The following is a 14,820-nucleotide window of genomic DNA, read 5'->3' on the forward strand; positions in this document are numbered from 1 at the left end:
ATCTCACAGAACAGGATCCCGAACCATGAACACCCAGACCGTCCCGGCGACGCAGCACGTGAACGCCGGCATCCCCACCGGACAGACCGGCCTGACCGGCTCGCCCCGCCTCTCGTTCGGCGGTGTGATCCGCTCCGAGTGGATCAAGCTGATGTCGCTGCGCAGCATCCGGGTGACGCTGATCGTCACCTTCGCCTCCATCCTCGGCGTCAGCCTGCTGATCGCGCTCGCCTCCCGCAGCAGCTTCGAGGGCGGGCCCGCCGAGGCGATGCGCATGTACCTCATCACCACGGCGACCTTCCCCTCGGCGTTCCTCTCGCTCATCTTCGGCGTGCTCGGCGTCTTCGCGATCTCGAGCGAGTACTCGAGTGGGATGATCCTCTCGACTCTCACCGCAGTGCCGAAGCGGACGCCCGTCTTCCTCGCGAAGAGTCTCGTGCTGACCGCGGTCTCGGCCGTCACCGGTCTGCTGCTCGTGTGGGGCGGGCTCGGGTTGGCGAGCATCATGATGCCGGACGCCGCGGCCGAGATCTTCGATGCGCAGGTGGTCTCGGCCCTGTTCGGCACCGTCGTCTACCTGGTGCTGCTCGCGCTGCTCGCCTACGGGGTCGCCACGATGCTGCGGAGCACCGCCGGCGGCATCACCGTCGTCGTCGCGATCATCTTCGTGATGCCGATCGCGATGCAGCTGCTCGCCATCACCGGCTGGGAGTGGGTGCCCACCGCCGCCGGCTACCTGCCCTCGAACCTCGGCACGACCCTGAGCAGCGGCATCGTGCCCGAGGGGACGCCGGCGGGCATGGGCATGGGCGCGCCCGAGGCGCCGGGCTACTGGGTGTCGGCGCTCGCGATGGCGGTCTGGGCGGCCGTCGCGGTGATCCCCGCCGCCGTGCTCTTCAAGAGCCGCGACGCGAAGTAGGCGCCGGCCGGGCGCGGGCGGCGAGGCCTGGCGGGGCAGTCGTCATCCGAGCCGCGCGCGCCCGGCTCATGACCGCCTCCCCAGCCGCCCGGGCCGCTCGATCCGCTCGGGCCGCGGCGATCGCGCCGAGCACGCGCTCCCGAAGGGCGTTGCCGCGCTCCGCGAAGCCCCGCTGGCGCCGCGCGTACTCCCGCTTCCCCTCGGGGGTCTCGATCGGGATCGCGGCGAGCGGCGTTCCATCCGCACCGATGAACCCGCCGACGTCGTAGGGGGACGCCTGCATGTCGACCTCGCGGATGTCTCGGGCGAGTTCGAAGGCGTCGAGCAGCAGCTCGCCCGGCACGACGGGCCCGAGCTTGCCGCACCACTTGTAGACGTCCATCCCGGCGTGCAGGCAGCCGGGCTGCTCGAGGTCGGCCTGGGTGGCGCGCGTGGGCCGCAGCTCGTTGAGGGGCGCGGCCTCGGGGGTGAAGAAGCGATAGGCGTCGAAGTGGCTGCACACGACGGCGTGGGTCTCCACGACGCGGTCGGTCGCCTCGTGCCCGATCCTGAGCGACAGCCCCCGATGCCGCAGCCGATCCGGGGTCATGCGGTACACCATCGCCCACTCGTGCAACCCGAAGCAGCCGAACTGCGGAGTGCTCGAAAGGGTCGCGGAGAGCAGCCGTTCGACGTAGTCGACGGTGCCGCCCCGGCGGGCGAAGTAGGCGTCCGTGTCGACCGTCGCGCCGCGACCGGCGGGGGCTTCCGCGGCCGGGGCTCCGGCGGCTGTTCCCGCGATGGGCGCTGCCGCGGCGGCGGTTCCGGTCGCGGGAGCTGCGGTGTAGTGCTTCCACTCGGCGCGCTCGCCGCCGCCCTCGAGCACGATGCCGGCCCCGGGGTGCCACCGCCGCAGCTCGGAGGGCTTGATCGAGTAGTAGGTGAAGAGGAAATCCTCGATCGGGTGCTTCTCGCCGCGCTGCTTGCGCGCCCGGTGCCCGGCCGTGAGGCGATCGGCCCGCGCGCGGTGCTCGGCATCGCGCGCCCGCCACTCCGACTCGCTCAACGTCCGCACCCTGCGAGTGTAGTCGGCGGCTCCGGGTCGAACCCCTCTCGAGTGGAGCGCCTCCGCCGACAGATCTGCCCCCAGATGAACCGAATGGGCGATTTCGATTCCTCTGGGGGCAGAAGTACCGCTGGAGGGCGGGCCTGGGAGCCGGGTCCGGGGGAGCCGGGTCCGGGGAGCCGAGCCCGGGGAGCCCGGGCCGCCCCAGGGCAGGGCGCTCAGGCGTCGACGAGCTCGCGCCGCTTGCGGGCGACGATCCTGCTGCGCACGGCGAACCCGAGCACGAGCAGCAGCAGGGCGTACAGCGTCAGCGTGATCGGCCCCTGGACCAGCACGCTGAAGTCGCCGTTCGCGCTCATCGCCGCGTCGCGCAGGCTCGTCTCGGCGAGCGGCCCGAGCACCATGCCGATGATCAGCGGCGCGAGCGGGAAGTCGACCGCCCGCATGAGGAACCCGACGACGCCGACGCCGAGCAGCATCAGCAGGTCGAAGGTGGATCCCGAGGTCGCGTAGATGCCGAGGGCGCAGAACAGCGTGATGCCCGCGTAGAGGTAGGGCCTCGGGATCAGCAGCAGCTTCGCCCACAGCATCGCGAACGGCAGGTTGAGGATCAGCAGCACGATCATCGCGATGAAGAAGCTCGCCAGCAGCGCCCACACGAGGTCGGGCGCCCGCTCGAAGAGCAGGGGGCCGGGCTGCAGCCCGTACTGCCGGAACGCCGCCAGCATGATCGCCGCCGTCGCCGAGATGGGCAGGCCCAGGGCGAGCAGGGCGCCCATCGCCATGCCGGTGGTCGAGTTGCCCGCCGCCTCCGGGGCGGCGAGGCCCCGGATCGCGCCCTTGCCGAACATCGGGTGCCGGCGTCGCGCATCCAGCCGCTTCTCGAGGCCGTAGGCCAGGAAGGTGGGGATCTCCGAGCCGCCGGCCGGCACGACGCCGAAGGGCAGGCCGATCGCCGTGCCGCGAGCCCAGGCCGGCGCGGCCTCCTTCAGCTCTCTGCGGGACAGCCAGGGCCGTCCACTGGGCCGGATGATCGCCCCGCCCGTGATGTGCCGCTCGAGGCAGGCGACGTAGATGACCTCGCCGAGCGCGAGCACCGCCACGGTGACCGTGACGAGCGAGATGCCGTCGAACAGGTTCGGGGAGTCGAAGGTGAAGCGCGGCGCGCCGGACACGCCGTCGACGCCGATGACCGCGATCCCGAGCCCGATGAACAGCGCGGCGAGGCCCTTGACCGCGTTGTCGGTCACCACCGACGAGGTGGCGGCGAACGCGAACACGGCGAGCGCGAAGAACTCCGCCGGCCCGAACCGCGTCGAGAAGTCGGCGAGCGCCGGCGCGAGGAACACGACGACGATCGAGGCGACGAAGCCGCCGACGAACGCGCCGATCGCCGCGGTGGCGAGGGCCTGGGCGGCTCGTCCGCTGAGCGCCATCTTGTGGCCCTCGAACGTCGACGCGATCGCCGAGGCCTGGCCCGGCGTGTTCATCAGGATGCCCATCGTCGAGTCGCCGAAGAGCCCGCCGAAGTAGACCCCCGAGAACATGATGAACGCGGCCGTCGGCTCGAGCGAGAAGGTGATCGGCAGCAGCAGGGCGACGGCCATCGAGGAGCCGAGCCCGGGCATGACGCCGACGGCGGTGCCGAGCAGGCAACCGACGAGCACCCACAGCAGGTTCTGCCAGGTGAGCGCTCCCGCGAAGCCCTCGGCGAGGAGTTGCAGCGTATCCATGTCAGAACCCCCAGCCCAGGACGCCGGAGGGCAGCGAGAGCCCGAGCATCATGTCGAACGCGATGTAGGAGAGCGAGGCGACGGTGAGGCCGACGACCAGGCTGAAGAACGGCCGCGTCGAGCCGAAGCCGCGGGCGACGCACCAGAAGAGGAGGGCCGAGCCCACGATCCAGCCGAGGAACTGCAGCGTCAGCGAGAAGACGAGGAAGGAGCCGACGATCCAGGCGAGGGACCTCCAGTCGACGCCGACGCTCCTGCCGGTGCGGGATCCGGAGCCGTCGGCCCCGGCCGCCTCGTCCTCCTCGAGGATCAGCTCGAGCTCCTCGGTGAGGACGCGGCGCGCCTCGGCCGCCGCGCGGTGCTCGCGGATCGTCGAGACGATCAGCAGCACGGCGAACAGGTAGAGGCCCGCCGTGATGAGCCCCGGGAAGAACTGCGGCCCGGGGAACGCGGTGCCCTCGGGCACGCGCATGGTGACGATCCCGATCAGCAGGTAGGTCGCGAAGGCGATCAGCACGACGGGCATGATCAGGTTCTTCAGCAGGGCGGCCGTGCTGCCCGTGCCGATCTCGAGCTCCTCGCCGACCACCGCGGAGGCCGCGGTGGGGTTGTTCGATGGCATCATTGCCCCATCTCCTCGTACAGCACTTCGATGCGCGCGTGCTCGTCGTCGAGGAACTGCGTCAGTTCGTCGCCGACGATGACCCGCTCGGACCAGTGGTAGCGCTCGATCGCGTCTCGCCACTCGGGCGTCTCGATGGTCTCGGCGATGAGATCCTCGAGATCCTCGGTCTCCTCCGCGGAGATGCCCGAGGGTGCGGCGAGCATGCGCCAGTTCGTGAGCGTGATGTCGTATCCCTGCTCGCGCGCCGTGGGGATGTCGATCCCCTCGACGGGCTCCTCGGCGACGAGCGCGAGGGCTCGCAGGCGCCCCGACTCGATCTGGTCGATGTTGTCGGAGTAGCCGCCGGTCGCGGCGCCCGCCGTGCCGTTGAGCAGGGCCTGGATCGCCTCGCCGCCGCCGTCGGACGAGATGTAGGTCGTGTCGACGGGATCGATCCCTGCGGCGAGCGCGAGGTCGGTGACGACGAGCTGGTCGAAGGAGCCGCCGCCGGTCCAGGGGATCGACTTCGGATCCTCCTCCCACGCGGTCACGAGCTCCTCGAGCGTCTGGTACGGCGAGTCGGCGGGGACGACGATCACGTCGTACTCCTCGAAGAGCACCGCGAGCGGCGTGACGTCGTCGAGGGTGGCTGCCGAGCCGTACTGGATGGTCGCGGCGAGCAGGCCGGTGCCGCCGACCAGGAGGTTGCCCGCCCGGCCCTCGAGCATCGACACGTTGCCGAGGGCGATCGTGCCGCCGGCTCCCGGCATGTTCACGACCTGCACGTTGTTGATGAGGCCGTTCGCCTTCTGCGCCTGCTGCATCTCGCGCGCCACCGTGTCCCAGCCGCCGCCCGCGGCCGCCGGCGCGATGATCGTCATGGACGACCGGAGATCCTGCCCGGCGGCGGCCGAGCTGATCGATCCGTAGCCGGCGACGCCGATCGAGGCCGCGGCGATCGCTCCGCCGATGATGCGCAGCGCGGTGCGCCTGGTGGGAGAGGCCGGATCGGGCGGGCCCTCCGCCGACTCCACTGGTGTTTCCGTCATGTTCGCTCCTTCATGCGGACGCCGTTGTTGCCGCATAACGGTTACTAGGATGGCAGCAGCCCCGCCGGCACCGCCCGGCCGGGGGAATTGTGATCTTTGATGCTCACGGGGCGGCCGAGCTCTTCGGGGCGGCGGCCGGGCGGGAGGTGGTCGATGAGGACCGTGCGGTCGTCGCGCGCTGCGCGGCTCGGGATCCTGCTGCTGCCCTGCCTCATCGTGCTCGCCTGCGTCGGGATCACGGCGAGCATCGCGATCTCGGTGCAGGAGCGCAGCATCCGCCAGTCCACCGCGGATCGGGTGCGCGACGTCGCGACGAGTCTCGCCGAGCTGGCGCAGGTGCGGGAGGCGCTCGAGGGGGCCGTCGGCTCCGGGGACGCCGCCCATCCCGAGGGAGCCGCCGGTGCCGAGGACGCCGCCGGTGCGAGGGACGCCGCCGATCCCGCGGGTGCGGCCGATGCCGCGGCCTCCCTGCAGCCCCTCGCCGACGTCGTCGAGCGCGCGGCGGGCGTCGACTACCTCGTCATCACCGACGACGCGGGCATCCGCATCACGCACCCCACCCCCTCCGAGCGGGGCAAGCCCGTCTCGACCGACGTCTCGGCGGTGCTCGCCGGCGAGGAGTTCCTCGGCACCGAGACCGGCACGCTCGGGCCGATGCTGCGCGCGAAGGCGCCGGTGCGCGGCGCCGACGGCGAAGTGATCGGCTCGCTCTCGGTCGGCATCCTGGAGACCCGCATCGCCGCGGAGTTCGACGAGGCGCTGCGCACCCTGCTGCCGTGGGCGATCGGAGCGCTCGTCGTCGGCACCCTCGCCAGCTCGGCGATCGCCGCGGCGCTGGAGCGGCGCTTCCGCCGGCTCGACGCGACCGCGCGCGAGCTCGAGCTGGCGCAGCGCACCGCGACCGCGCTCCGCGAGCAGACCCACGAGTTCAACACGCGGCTCCACGTCATCCACGGGCTCGTCTCCCACGGGGACACCGCCGAGGCGCTCTCCTACATCGACGGCGTCGCGCCCGTGCTCACTGCCGGCGGCGACGAGGAGCTGCGGGATCAGCCGCTGCTGCGGGCCACCGTCGAGGCGCTCCGGGCCGAGCTCGGCGCCCTGGGGGCCCGCCTCGAGACGCGGATCGACGTGGCGCGGGAGGTGGACGAGGAGGAGCTGCTCGTGCTCGCGAACCTCTGCCGGAACGCCGGCGAGGCGGGTGCGGCGCTGGTGCGGTGCGAGCTGATCGAGCGGGGCGACCGGCTGCGCGGCACGGTGGAGGACGACGGCCCGGGCATCGACCCGCGCGAGGCCGAGCGCGTCTTCACCCGCGGCTACTCGTCGAAACCCGATCCGTCGGGCAGCGGCCGGGGCCTGGGCCTCGACCTCGTGCGCCGCACGGTGGCCGTGCGGGGCGGAACCGTCGAGCTCGGCAGGTCGGAGCTGGGAGGGGCGCGCTTCGCCTTCGAGATGGAGGTCGCGCGATGAGCGGAGACGCGATCCGGGTGCTCGTGGTCGACGACGATCCGGGGGCGCGGGCGCTGCACGGCCGCTTCGTCTCGGGTACGCCGGGGTTCTCGCTCGTCGGCACCGTCGCCGGCGGGGAGGCGGCGGTCGAGCGGGGCCTGCGCGGGGGAGTGGACCTGATCCTGCTCGACATGAGGCTGCCCGACATCAGCGGGGTCGAGGTGCTGCACCAGCTGCGCACCCTCGGCTCCCGGTCGCCCGACGTGCTGGTGATCAGCTCCTCCCGGGATCAGGTCACGGTGCGGCAGGCGCTCGCGGCGCACGTGGTCGGCTACCTCGTCAAGCCGTTCACGCAGGAGGCGCTGCGCGAGCGGCTGGGGGTCTACCGGGCCGAACGGCGGCTGCGGGATCGGAACGAGCGCGACCGTCCGCTCGCGCAGGGCGAGATCGACCGGCTGCTCTCCACGGGCAGGATCCGGATCCCGGATCGCGCCTCCGCGAGACCGGCGGCGCGGCCCGCTGCGCCTCGGGAGTCCTCGGAGCGCATGGAGATCCCGGATCTCGCGGCCCCGGCCTCGCGCCTGCCGAAGGGGCTCGCGGAGGTCACCCTGCTGCGCATCCTGGGGGCCCTCGATCCCGTCGTGCCGGTCTCGGCGAGCGAGCTGGCCCAGCGCTGCGAGATCTCGCGGGCGACGGCGCGCCGCTACCTCGACCACCTGCTCGCCGAGGGCGCCATCGACCTCGCCCACCGCTACGGGAAGCGAGGGCGGCCGGAGGTGCTGTACCGTCTCGCGCCGTCCCCGGCGGGCTGAGTCGCGCCCGGGCCGCACCTCCCCAGGGGCTGCGCCGCGCACCGCACCTCCCCAGGGGAAGATCTGCCTCCAGCGGAACGTGGAACGCGGTTTCGGTTCCTCCGGCGGCAGATCTTCCGCTGGCGGACCCGAGTCCGCCCGAGCCCGCCCGCCCCCGCCCCGGCCCCGCGCTCAGCGCTCGAGCAGCCGGTGCGCGGTGTCGTCGTCGGTGATCAGGACCGTCGCGATCCCGGCGCGCAGCACCGCGCGCAGCGCGTCGAGCTTCTCGCGCCCGCCCGCCACGAGCACCACCTCGGGGATCGCGCGGAGCGTGTCGAGGGAGATCGCGATGGAGCGATCCTCGAGTCCGGGGACGACGCGCCCTCGCTCGTCGAAGAGCACGGTCGAGACCTCGGCGCGCACCCCGGCGGTCACGAGCGCCTCGCGCTCCTCCGCGGCGAGCGCCTCGGCGAGCTGCGAGGCCACCGGATCCCAGCTGCCCACGGCCATGATCGCCTTCGTCACGCCCCGCATGCGGTCGAAGGCCTCGGCCGTCGCCGGCTGCCGGCGGAAGGCCTCCGCGGCCGCGGGATCGGAGGCGACGAGCGGCGCGTGGATGGGGAAGGCCCGGCCGCCCGAGCGGGAGGTGACCCGGCGCAGCAGGTCGCCCGCCGTCTCGTCGAGCGGCCCGGCGAGCCCCGTGAGCTGCACCGCGTCGCACGGGGGCAGCGGCGGCAGGTGGTCGGCGATCGCGCTCAGCGTCCGCCCGCTCGCGAACCCGAGCACGTCGGCGGGGCTCACGGCCTCGCTGAGGTAGTCGGACGCCAGCCGCCCGAGGGCTTCGCGCACCCCGGCCGCCGTGCGATCCTGCGGGATCGCGCAGCGCGCCTCGCGCAGGCCGTATCGGGCGGCGATCTCCTCGAGGCCCTCGACGGTGACGCCCTCGGGCGAGCGGACGATGATGCGGACGATGCCGAGATCCCGTGCCTCGCCGAGCATGCGGGCGACCTTGAAGCGCGAGACGCCGAGGTGCTCGGCGATCTGGACGAGGGGCACGTCGTTGACGTAGAACTCGCGGGCGATGTACGCCATCTCGACCAGTCTGCTGGGGCCCGGTTGCATCGCACCTCCTCGTTCGGCAACACCACACATGTTCTCACGGGGAAGGAGAGCGGAACGCGCGGGCGAGTGAGTAGACTGAGCGTTACAGATGAGAGGTGGTCGCGATCATATGAGCGCACGTCGTGAGGAAATCGTCGAGAACGCGCGGGAGTGCATCCGCCGCGAGGCGCGGGCCCTGGCCCATCTGGCCGAGACGATCGACGACGACTTCGCCGACGTGGTCGCCGAGGTGAGCGCCTGCAGCGGCAAGGTCGTGACGACCGGCGCCGGCACCTCCGGCATCATGGCCGAGCGCCTCGCGCACCTGCTCGCCGTCGCCGGCACGCCGGCCTTCTACCTGCCCAGCCAGGACGCGCTGCACGGCGGCATGGGCGCGGTCACGCCGGGCGACTACGTGATCGCGTTCTCGAAGGGCGGCAGGTCGGCCGAGCTGACCCAGCTCGTCTCGCGCCTCGTCGAGCGCGGCGTCGCCGTGACCGCCGTGACGGAGAGCCCCGACTCGCCCTTCGCCGAGGCCGCGACGCGCACCGTCGTCGTCACGACCGATCCCGCCGAAGCCGACCTCGGCGGCCTGATCGCGACGGGCAGCACCCTCGTCGCGGGCGCGTGGGGCGACGCGCTCACCGGCACCCTCATGGCGCTCTCGGGCTTCAGCTGGGAGGAGGTCGTGCGGATCCACCCTGCCGGCATCGTCGGCGAGCAGAGCGATCTTCCGGAGGCGATGTCGCTCGACGGCGGTGCTCCCGGCGCGCCCGGCGCGCCCGAGTCGGCAGGCGGTGCTCCCGGCGCGCCCGGGTCCGCGGCCGGCGCGGGGGCGGAGCGGTGACGCTCGCGCTCGTGGCCGGCGTCGACACCTCGACCCAGTCCTGCAAGGTCGAGCTGTACACGCTCGAGGGCGAGCGCGTCGCCGGCGCCTCGGCCGCGCACCCGCCGGTCGCCCCTCCCCGCAGCGAGCAGGATCCCCGGGCCTGGTGGAGCGCGTTCGTCGAGGCCTTCCGCGGCGCCCTCGACGAGGCGCGCGTGCGGGCGGGCGACCGCGGCGAGCTCGAGGTGCGGGCGATCGCCGTGGGCGGTCAGTGCCACGGCCTCGTCGCGCTCGACGGGCGCGGAGAGGTCATCCGCGACGCCAAGCTCTGGAACGACACCACCTCGACGCCCGAGCTGGAGGCGCTGCTCGACGAGATCGGCGCCGACCGCATGCTCGAGCGCGTCGGCACCCTGCCGACGGCCGCCTTCACGCTCAGCAAGGTGGCGTGGCTGCGGGCGCACGAGCCCGAGAACTTCGCCGCCATGCGCCACATGCTGCTGCCGCACGACTACCTCGGCTACCGGCTGACCGGGCGCATGGCCACGGATCGCTCCGAGGCCTCGGGCACCGCCTACTTCGACGCCGTGAACAACCGGTACCTGCTCGAGCACCTGGAGATCATCGACGGCGGCAAGGACTGGGCCGCGATGCTGCCCGAGGTGCTGCCGCCCGAGGGCGTCACGGGGGTGGTCACGCCGCAGGCCGCGGCCGAGCTCGGGATCCTGCCCGGCGCCACCGTCACGGCGGGCGGCGGCGACCAGCACGTCTCCGCGCTCGGTCTCGGCATCTCGGAGGGGGAGCTGGTGTTCTCGCTCGGCACCTCGGGGGTCGTCTTCACCACGACCGATCAGCCGGTGCGGGATCGCTCGGGGGCGGTGGACTGCGTCGCGAACCTCACCGGCGGCTTCCTCCCGCTCTCCTCGACCCTGAACGCGGCGAAGACGACCGACACCTTCGCCCGGCTCATGGGGGTCGACCACGACGGGCTCTCGGCGCTCGCGCTCGCCGCCGGCGACGACGGGCCCGTGCTCGCCGCCTACCTCGACGGGGAGCGCACGCCGAACCGGCCGGACGCCACGGGGCTGCTGGCGGATCTCACCACCTCCACCTCGCGCGAGGAGATCGCGCGGGCGGCCTACGAGGGCGTCGTCTTCGGCCTCGTCTTCGGCATGCGCCAGATGGAGCGGGTCGGCGTGCCGGTCGGCGGAGCCGTGACCGTCATCGGGGGCGGATCCAGGTCGCCCGCCTACACCCAGCTCATCGCCGACGCCGTCGGCCGACCGGTGCAGACGGTGGACGTGCCCGAGGCGGTGACCCGCGGCGCCGCGGTGCAGGCCGCCGCCGTGCTGACGGGCACCACCGTCGCCGAGAAGGCCGCGGCCTGGCGACCCCCGGGCCGGGTCGTCGCCGAGCCCCGCCCCGGCGCGCACGCCGCCCGCTACGAGCGCTACCTCGAGGTCGCCTCGTGCACCGAGCTGGATCGGAGCCGCAGCCGATGAGCGCGACCGCCGCGATCGACGACGTCTACCCGGTCGCCGGCTGGCACGCCGAGCTGCCCCCGGGCACCGTCTTCGGCAGCGTCTACGCCGTCGAGGAGGCCGACCGGCTCGCCGCAGCCGCCGCGCTGACGGCCGCGGGGATCCCGATCCACGCCGACCTCATCATCGCTCGCGCCACCCTTCCCGGCGACGAAGCGCCGCGAGCCGAGCATCGCGGCGTCGCCCCCGGGCTGCTCGGCGAGATCCGCGCCCTGTACCCGTCGGCGCGCATCGACGTCCACGTGATCGTCGACGCCGACGCCCCGTCAGGCGACGCCTCGCGCCTCGTGCGGGAGGCCGTCGCGCTCGCCGCCGCGGCCGGGGCCGAGCGCGTCACCCTGCCCGTCGAGCACCGCTGCGCGGGCGACGCCGCGGTCCGGGAGTTCCGAGAATCGGGCGGCGAGGTGTGGACACAGCTTGTTCCCGGCGGCGAGACGGGCAAAATTGAAGTCGGGGAGTCCGAGGGGGTGCTCGTGATGCTGATCGAACCCGGTACGCGCGACGCCGCGGATCCCTCGCTGCTCGATCAGATGGCGCAGTTCCCGCCCCGCACCCCGTTCGGGGTCGACGGCGGGGTGAGCCGCGAGATCGCCGAGACCGCTCTCGCGCGGGGGGCCAGGCACGTGGTGGCCGGGAGATCGCTGCTGGGACGAGACCTGCAAGGACGCTGAACACTCAAGAAGGAGATGACCATGAACGCGACGTCGAACGAGATTCCGGGGACGATGCGCACGAGCGTGCTGCTCGGCGAGCGATCGCTCACCATCGAGGACCGTCCGGTTCCCACGCCCGCGGCCGACGAGGTGCTCGTGCGCGTCGCCGCGGTCGGCGTGTGCGGATCCGACGTGCACTACTTCCGCCACGGCCGCATCGGCGACTTCGTCGTCGACGGCCCGCTCGTGCTCGGCCACGAGCTCGGCGGCACCATCGTCGCCGTGGGCGAGGACGTCTCCCCCGAGCGCATCGGCAACCGCGTCGCCATCGAGCCGCAGCGCCCCTGCGGCAAGTGCCACGAGTGCCGCACCGGCAAGTACAACCTCTGCCCCGACATGGAGTTCTACGCCACCCCGCCGATCGACGGCGCGTTCTGCGAGTACGTGACGATCCAGTCGATCTTCGCGCACGACGTGCCCGACGAGGTGAGCGACGAGGCCGCCGCGCTGCTCGAGCCCCTCTCCGTGGCCATCACCTCGGTGCGCAAGGCCGGCATCGTGCCCGGCTCGAACGTGCTCATCGCGGGCGCGGGCCCCATCGGGATCATCACCGCGCAGACCGCGAGGGCCTTCGGCGCCGCCGAGGTCATCGTCTCCGACCTCGTCGCCGAGCGCCGCGAGCGCGCGCTGAAGTACGGCGCCACCCGCGTGCTCGACCCCCGCAGCGAGGATCCGAAGGATCTCGACGTGCCGATCGACGCGTTCATCGACGCGAGCGGCGCCGCCCCGGCCGTGCAGAGCGGGATCCGCGCGGTCCGTCCGGCGGGCTCGGCCGTGCTGGTCGGCCTCGGCAACCCCGAGATGACGCTGCCCGTCGAGGACATCCAGAACCGCGAGATCACCGTCACCGGCATCTTCCGCTACACGAACACCTGGCCCGTCGCCATCCAGCTCGTGGCCCGCGGTCAGGTCGACCTCGACTCGCTCGTCACCGGCAAGTTCGGCCTCGACGAGGTCGAGCAGGCGCTCGAGAGCGACACCGACCCCGACAGCCTGAAGTCGGTCGTCTACCCCGGCCGCTGACCAGCCTCCGCGCTCGACGGCCTCCGCACCCGGCGGCCCCGAGCCGGAGATCCCTGAGCCGGAGCTCCCCGAGCCGTGCGGCGAGGGGCCGCGAACCATCCGAGAACACCGAAGGAAGAAGTACATGAACAAGTTCAGCCTCGAGGGCAAGACCGCCCTCGTCACCGGCGGCAACCAGGGCCTCGGCAAGGCCTTCGCATTCGGCCTCGCCGAGGCGGGCGCCAAAGTCGCGATCGCCGGCCGCAGCGCCGAGCGCAACGCGCAGGTCGTCGCCGAGGCGGCCGAGGCGGGCTACGAGTTCGTCGCGATCGCCGTCGACATCACCGACGACGCCCAGGTGGCGCGCATGGTCGAGGAGGCCGTCGCGGGCCTCGGCCGCATCGACATCCTCGTGAACAACGCGGGCACCTGCTACCACGGCGACAGCTGGGACGTCACCGACGAGCAGTGGGACGCCGTGTGGGATCTCAACGTGAACGCGCTGTGGAAGTGCAGCCGCGCGGTCGGCGAGCACATGCGCGAGATCGGCGGCGGCTCGCAGGTCAACATCGGCTCGATGTCGGGCATCATCGTGAACCGTCCGCAGATGCAGCCGGCCTACAACGCCTCGAAGGCCGCCGTGCACCACCTCACCAAGTCGCTCGCCGTCGAGTGGGCGCCGCTGGGCATCCGCGTCAACGCCGTCGCCCCGGGCTACTGCAAGACCGAGATGGCTCCGGTGGACCGTCCCGAGTTCCAGCGCTACTGGATCGAGGACGCGCCGCAGCAGCGCTTCGCCCTGCCCGAGGAGATCGCGCCGAGCGTCGTCTTCCTCGCGAGCGATGCGGCGTCGTTCATCACCGGCTCGGTGCTCGTCGCCGACGGCGGATACACGGCGGTCTGATCGTGACGGCAACGCAGAGCATCCGCCGGGTCGTCGTCAACACGGCCGAGGACATCCGCGTCGAGCAGATCGAGACTCCGACGCCGGCGGCGGGCGAGGTGCTCGTCCGCTCCACCGTGGTCGGGATCTGCGGATCCGACATCCACGCCGCCCACGGCCGCCACCCCTTCATGTCGCTGCCGTTCTGGCCGGGTCACGAGGTCATCGGCGTGGTCGAGGAGGCCGGAGCCGACGCTCCGCAGGAGCTCGTCGGCAAGCGCGTCGTCATCGAGCCGAACCTCGCGTGCGGCGAGTGCACGCCGTGCATGCAGGGCCGCTACAACATCTGCGCCACGCTCGACGTGTTCGGGTGCCAGACGCCGGGCGGCATGGCCGACCGCTTCACGATCGCGGCCGACCGCGTGGTGCCGCTGCCCGACGATCTCAGCGACGAGGAGGCGGCCCTCATCGAGCCGCTCGCCACGCCCGTCCACGCGGTGCGGCGCGCCGCCGCGCTGAACGGCGGCAGCCTCGAGGGCAAGAGGGTCGCCGTGTTCGGCGCCGGCCCGATTGGGCTGTTCGTCACGATCGCGGCGCTGCACGCCGGCGCCGAGACCGTCGTGGTCGCCGACCTGCTCGAGTCGAAGCGCGCACGCGCCGAGCGCCTCGGCGCCTCGGGCAGCTTCGACTCGAGCGCCGAGGACGCCGCGGCGCAGGCCGAGGCGGCCGCCGGCGGCAAGGTCGACGTGGTGTTCGACTGCGTCTCGCGAGAGTCGACGGTGCGGCTCGCGATCCAGATCCTCGAGAAGGGCGGATCGCTCATGACCGTCGGCGTGCCCGACGGGCCGACCGTGGTCGACCTGCAGCTGATCCAGGATCACGAGATCGCGCTGCTCGGCAACCTCATGTACGTCCGCGAGGACGTCGATCTGGCGATCGAGCTGCTGCGCACCCGCCGACTGCCCATGGACGAGCTCGTCACGTCGGTCTTCGACATCGAGAACGCGCAGCAGGCGTTCGACGCGTCGAACGATCCCGAGCAGGTGAAGGTGCTCATCACGGTGGGCGATCGGGCGTAGCCCGCTGCTCCACCCGCGAGGGGGGGGGGGGGTGGCTACCCCACCCCCCCCCCGGGGGGACGCGCCCCCGAGGCCGCGGGCCTTG

Annotated in this window: 14 protein-coding genes; 9 read left to right on the plus strand and 5 right to left on the minus strand. The window is 72.7% G+C overall.

Translation table 11 applies throughout. The features are described from left to right. The first annotated feature begins 25 nt into the window (after positions 1-25). A complete protein-coding gene (locus JD276_RS00095; RefSeq protein ID WP_200112538.1) occupies positions 26-919 on the plus strand; it encodes an ABC transporter permease in 894 nt (297 codons plus the stop codon). On the opposite strand, the gene JD276_RS00100 is transcribed toward JD276_RS00095, so the two are convergent. From JD276_RS00100 to JD276_RS00115, 4 genes are all read right to left on the minus strand, one after another. Further along, complete coding sequence (locus JD276_RS00100; protein ID WP_307866358.1) at positions 897-1,973, minus strand: 3-methyladenine DNA glycosylase; 1,077 nt, start codon at positions 1,971-1,973, stop codon at positions 897-899. The genes JD276_RS00095 and JD276_RS00100 overlap by 23 nt on opposite strands. 209 nt (positions 1,974-2,182) lie before the next feature. Next, positions 2,183-3,697: a tripartite tricarboxylate transporter permease gene (locus tag JD276_RS00105; protein WP_200112540.1), complete on the minus strand. Its 1,515-nt coding sequence runs from the start codon at positions 3,695-3,697 to the stop codon at positions 2,183-2,185. Between the two features lies 1 nt (position 3,698). Beyond that, positions 3,699-4,322: a tripartite tricarboxylate transporter TctB family protein gene (locus JD276_RS00110; RefSeq protein ID WP_200112542.1), complete on the minus strand. Its 624-nt coding sequence runs from the start codon at positions 4,320-4,322 to the stop codon at positions 3,699-3,701. Next, complete coding sequence (locus JD276_RS00115; RefSeq protein ID WP_233615149.1) at positions 4,319-5,350, minus strand: Bug family tripartite tricarboxylate transporter substrate binding protein; 1,032 nt, start codon at positions 5,348-5,350, stop codon at positions 4,319-4,321. The genes JD276_RS00110 and JD276_RS00115 overlap by 4 nt, the downstream gene beginning before the upstream one ends. Before the next feature lie 153 nt (positions 5,351-5,503). On the opposite strand from JD276_RS00115, the gene JD276_RS00120 reads away from it, so the two are divergent. Then, positions 5,504-6,820, plus strand: coding sequence for an ATP-binding protein (locus tag JD276_RS00120; protein WP_200112546.1), 1,317 nt, complete (start codon positions 5,504-5,506; stop codon positions 6,818-6,820). Further along, positions 6,817-7,611, plus strand: a complete 795-nt coding sequence (locus JD276_RS00125) for a response regulator (protein ID WP_200112548.1) — start codon at positions 6,817-6,819, stop codon at positions 7,609-7,611. The genes JD276_RS00120 and JD276_RS00125 overlap by 4 nt, the downstream gene beginning before the upstream one ends. Positions 7,612-7,782: 171 nt before the next feature. Here JD276_RS00125 and JD276_RS00130 read toward each other — a convergent pair whose 3' ends face one another. After that, complete coding sequence (locus JD276_RS00130) at positions 7,783-8,712, minus strand: sugar-binding transcriptional regulator (protein WP_200112550.1); 930 nt, start codon at positions 8,710-8,712, stop codon at positions 7,783-7,785. Between the two features lie 109 nt (positions 8,713-8,821). Here JD276_RS00130 and JD276_RS00135 point away from each other — a divergent pair, with 109 nt between their 5' ends. The 6 genes from JD276_RS00135 to JD276_RS00160 all read left to right on the plus strand — a co-directional run bounded on the left by JD276_RS00135 (position 8,822) and on the right by JD276_RS00160 (position 14,735). After that, positions 8,822-9,538: a KpsF/GutQ family sugar-phosphate isomerase gene (locus JD276_RS00135; protein WP_200112552.1), complete on the plus strand. Its 717-nt coding sequence runs from the start codon at positions 8,822-8,824 to the stop codon at positions 9,536-9,538. Continuing rightward, on the plus strand, positions 9,535-11,019 hold the full coding sequence (gene xylB / locus JD276_RS00140; RefSeq protein ID WP_200112554.1) for a xylulokinase: 1,485 nt from the start codon (positions 9,535-9,537) through the stop codon (positions 11,017-11,019). Before JD276_RS00135 ends, xylB begins: the two co-directional genes overlap by 4 nt. Beyond that, positions 11,016-11,729: a hypothetical protein gene (locus JD276_RS00145; RefSeq protein WP_200112556.1), complete on the plus strand. Its 714-nt coding sequence runs from the start codon at positions 11,016-11,018 to the stop codon at positions 11,727-11,729. The genes xylB and JD276_RS00145 overlap by 4 nt, the downstream gene beginning before the upstream one ends. 21 nt (positions 11,730-11,750) lie before the next feature. Next, positions 11,751-12,794 (plus strand): NAD(P)-dependent alcohol dehydrogenase, encoded by a 1,044-nt coding sequence (locus tag JD276_RS00150; protein WP_200112558.1) that lies wholly within the window; start codon positions 11,751-11,753, stop codon positions 12,792-12,794. Positions 12,795-12,918: 124 nt separating this feature from the next. Next, positions 12,919-13,677, plus strand: a complete 759-nt coding sequence (locus tag JD276_RS00155) for an SDR family NAD(P)-dependent oxidoreductase (RefSeq protein WP_200112560.1) — start codon at positions 12,919-12,921, stop codon at positions 13,675-13,677. A 2-nt stretch (positions 13,678-13,679) separates the two neighbouring features. Further along, positions 13,680-14,735 (plus strand): zinc-dependent alcohol dehydrogenase, encoded by a 1,056-nt coding sequence (locus JD276_RS00160; protein ID WP_307866359.1) that lies wholly within the window; start codon positions 13,680-13,682, stop codon positions 14,733-14,735. The last annotated feature ends 85 nt before the right edge of the window (positions 14,736-14,820 follow it).

The sequence above is a fragment of the Leucobacter chromiisoli genome, assembly GCF_016522505.1.
In the GTDB taxonomy this organism is placed as follows: Bacteria; Actinomycetota; Actinomycetes; order Actinomycetales; family Microbacteriaceae; genus Leucobacter; species Leucobacter chromiisoli.

Bases quoted from the DNA above. Each gene is read 5' to 3' on its own strand.
- JD276_RS00095 (WP_200112538.1), top strand. From the start codon at position 26: ATGAACACCCAGACCGTCCCGGCGACGCAGCACGTGAACGCCGGCATC.
- JD276_RS00105 (WP_200112540.1), bottom strand. From the start codon at position 3,697: ATGGATACGCTGCAACTCCTCGCCGAGGGCTTCGCGGGAGCGCTCACC.
- JD276_RS00110 (WP_200112542.1), bottom strand. From the start codon at position 4,322: ATGATGCCATCGAACAACCCCACCGCGGCCTCCGCGGTGGTCGGCGAG.
- JD276_RS00115 (WP_233615149.1), bottom strand. From the start codon at position 5,350: ATGACGGAAACACCAGTGGAGTCGGCGGAGGGCCCGCCCGATCCGGCC.
- JD276_RS00120 (WP_200112546.1), top strand. From the start codon at position 5,504: ATGAGGACCGTGCGGTCGTCGCGCGCTGCGCGGCTCGGGATCCTGCTG.
- JD276_RS00125 (WP_200112548.1), top strand. From the start codon at position 6,817: ATGAGCGGAGACGCGATCCGGGTGCTCGTGGTCGACGACGATCCGGGG.
- JD276_RS00130 (WP_200112550.1), bottom strand. From the start codon at position 8,712: ATGCAACCGGGCCCCAGCAGACTGGTCGAGATGGCGTACATCGCCCGC.
- JD276_RS00135 (WP_200112552.1), top strand. From the start codon at position 8,822: ATGAGCGCACGTCGTGAGGAAATCGTCGAGAACGCGCGGGAGTGCATC.
- JD276_RS00145 (WP_200112556.1), top strand. From the start codon at position 11,016: ATGAGCGCGACCGCCGCGATCGACGACGTCTACCCGGTCGCCGGCTGG.
- JD276_RS00150 (WP_200112558.1), top strand. From the start codon at position 11,751: ATGAACGCGACGTCGAACGAGATTCCGGGGACGATGCGCACGAGCGTG.
- JD276_RS00155 (WP_200112560.1), top strand. From the start codon at position 12,919: ATGAACAAGTTCAGCCTCGAGGGCAAGACCGCCCTCGTCACCGGCGGC.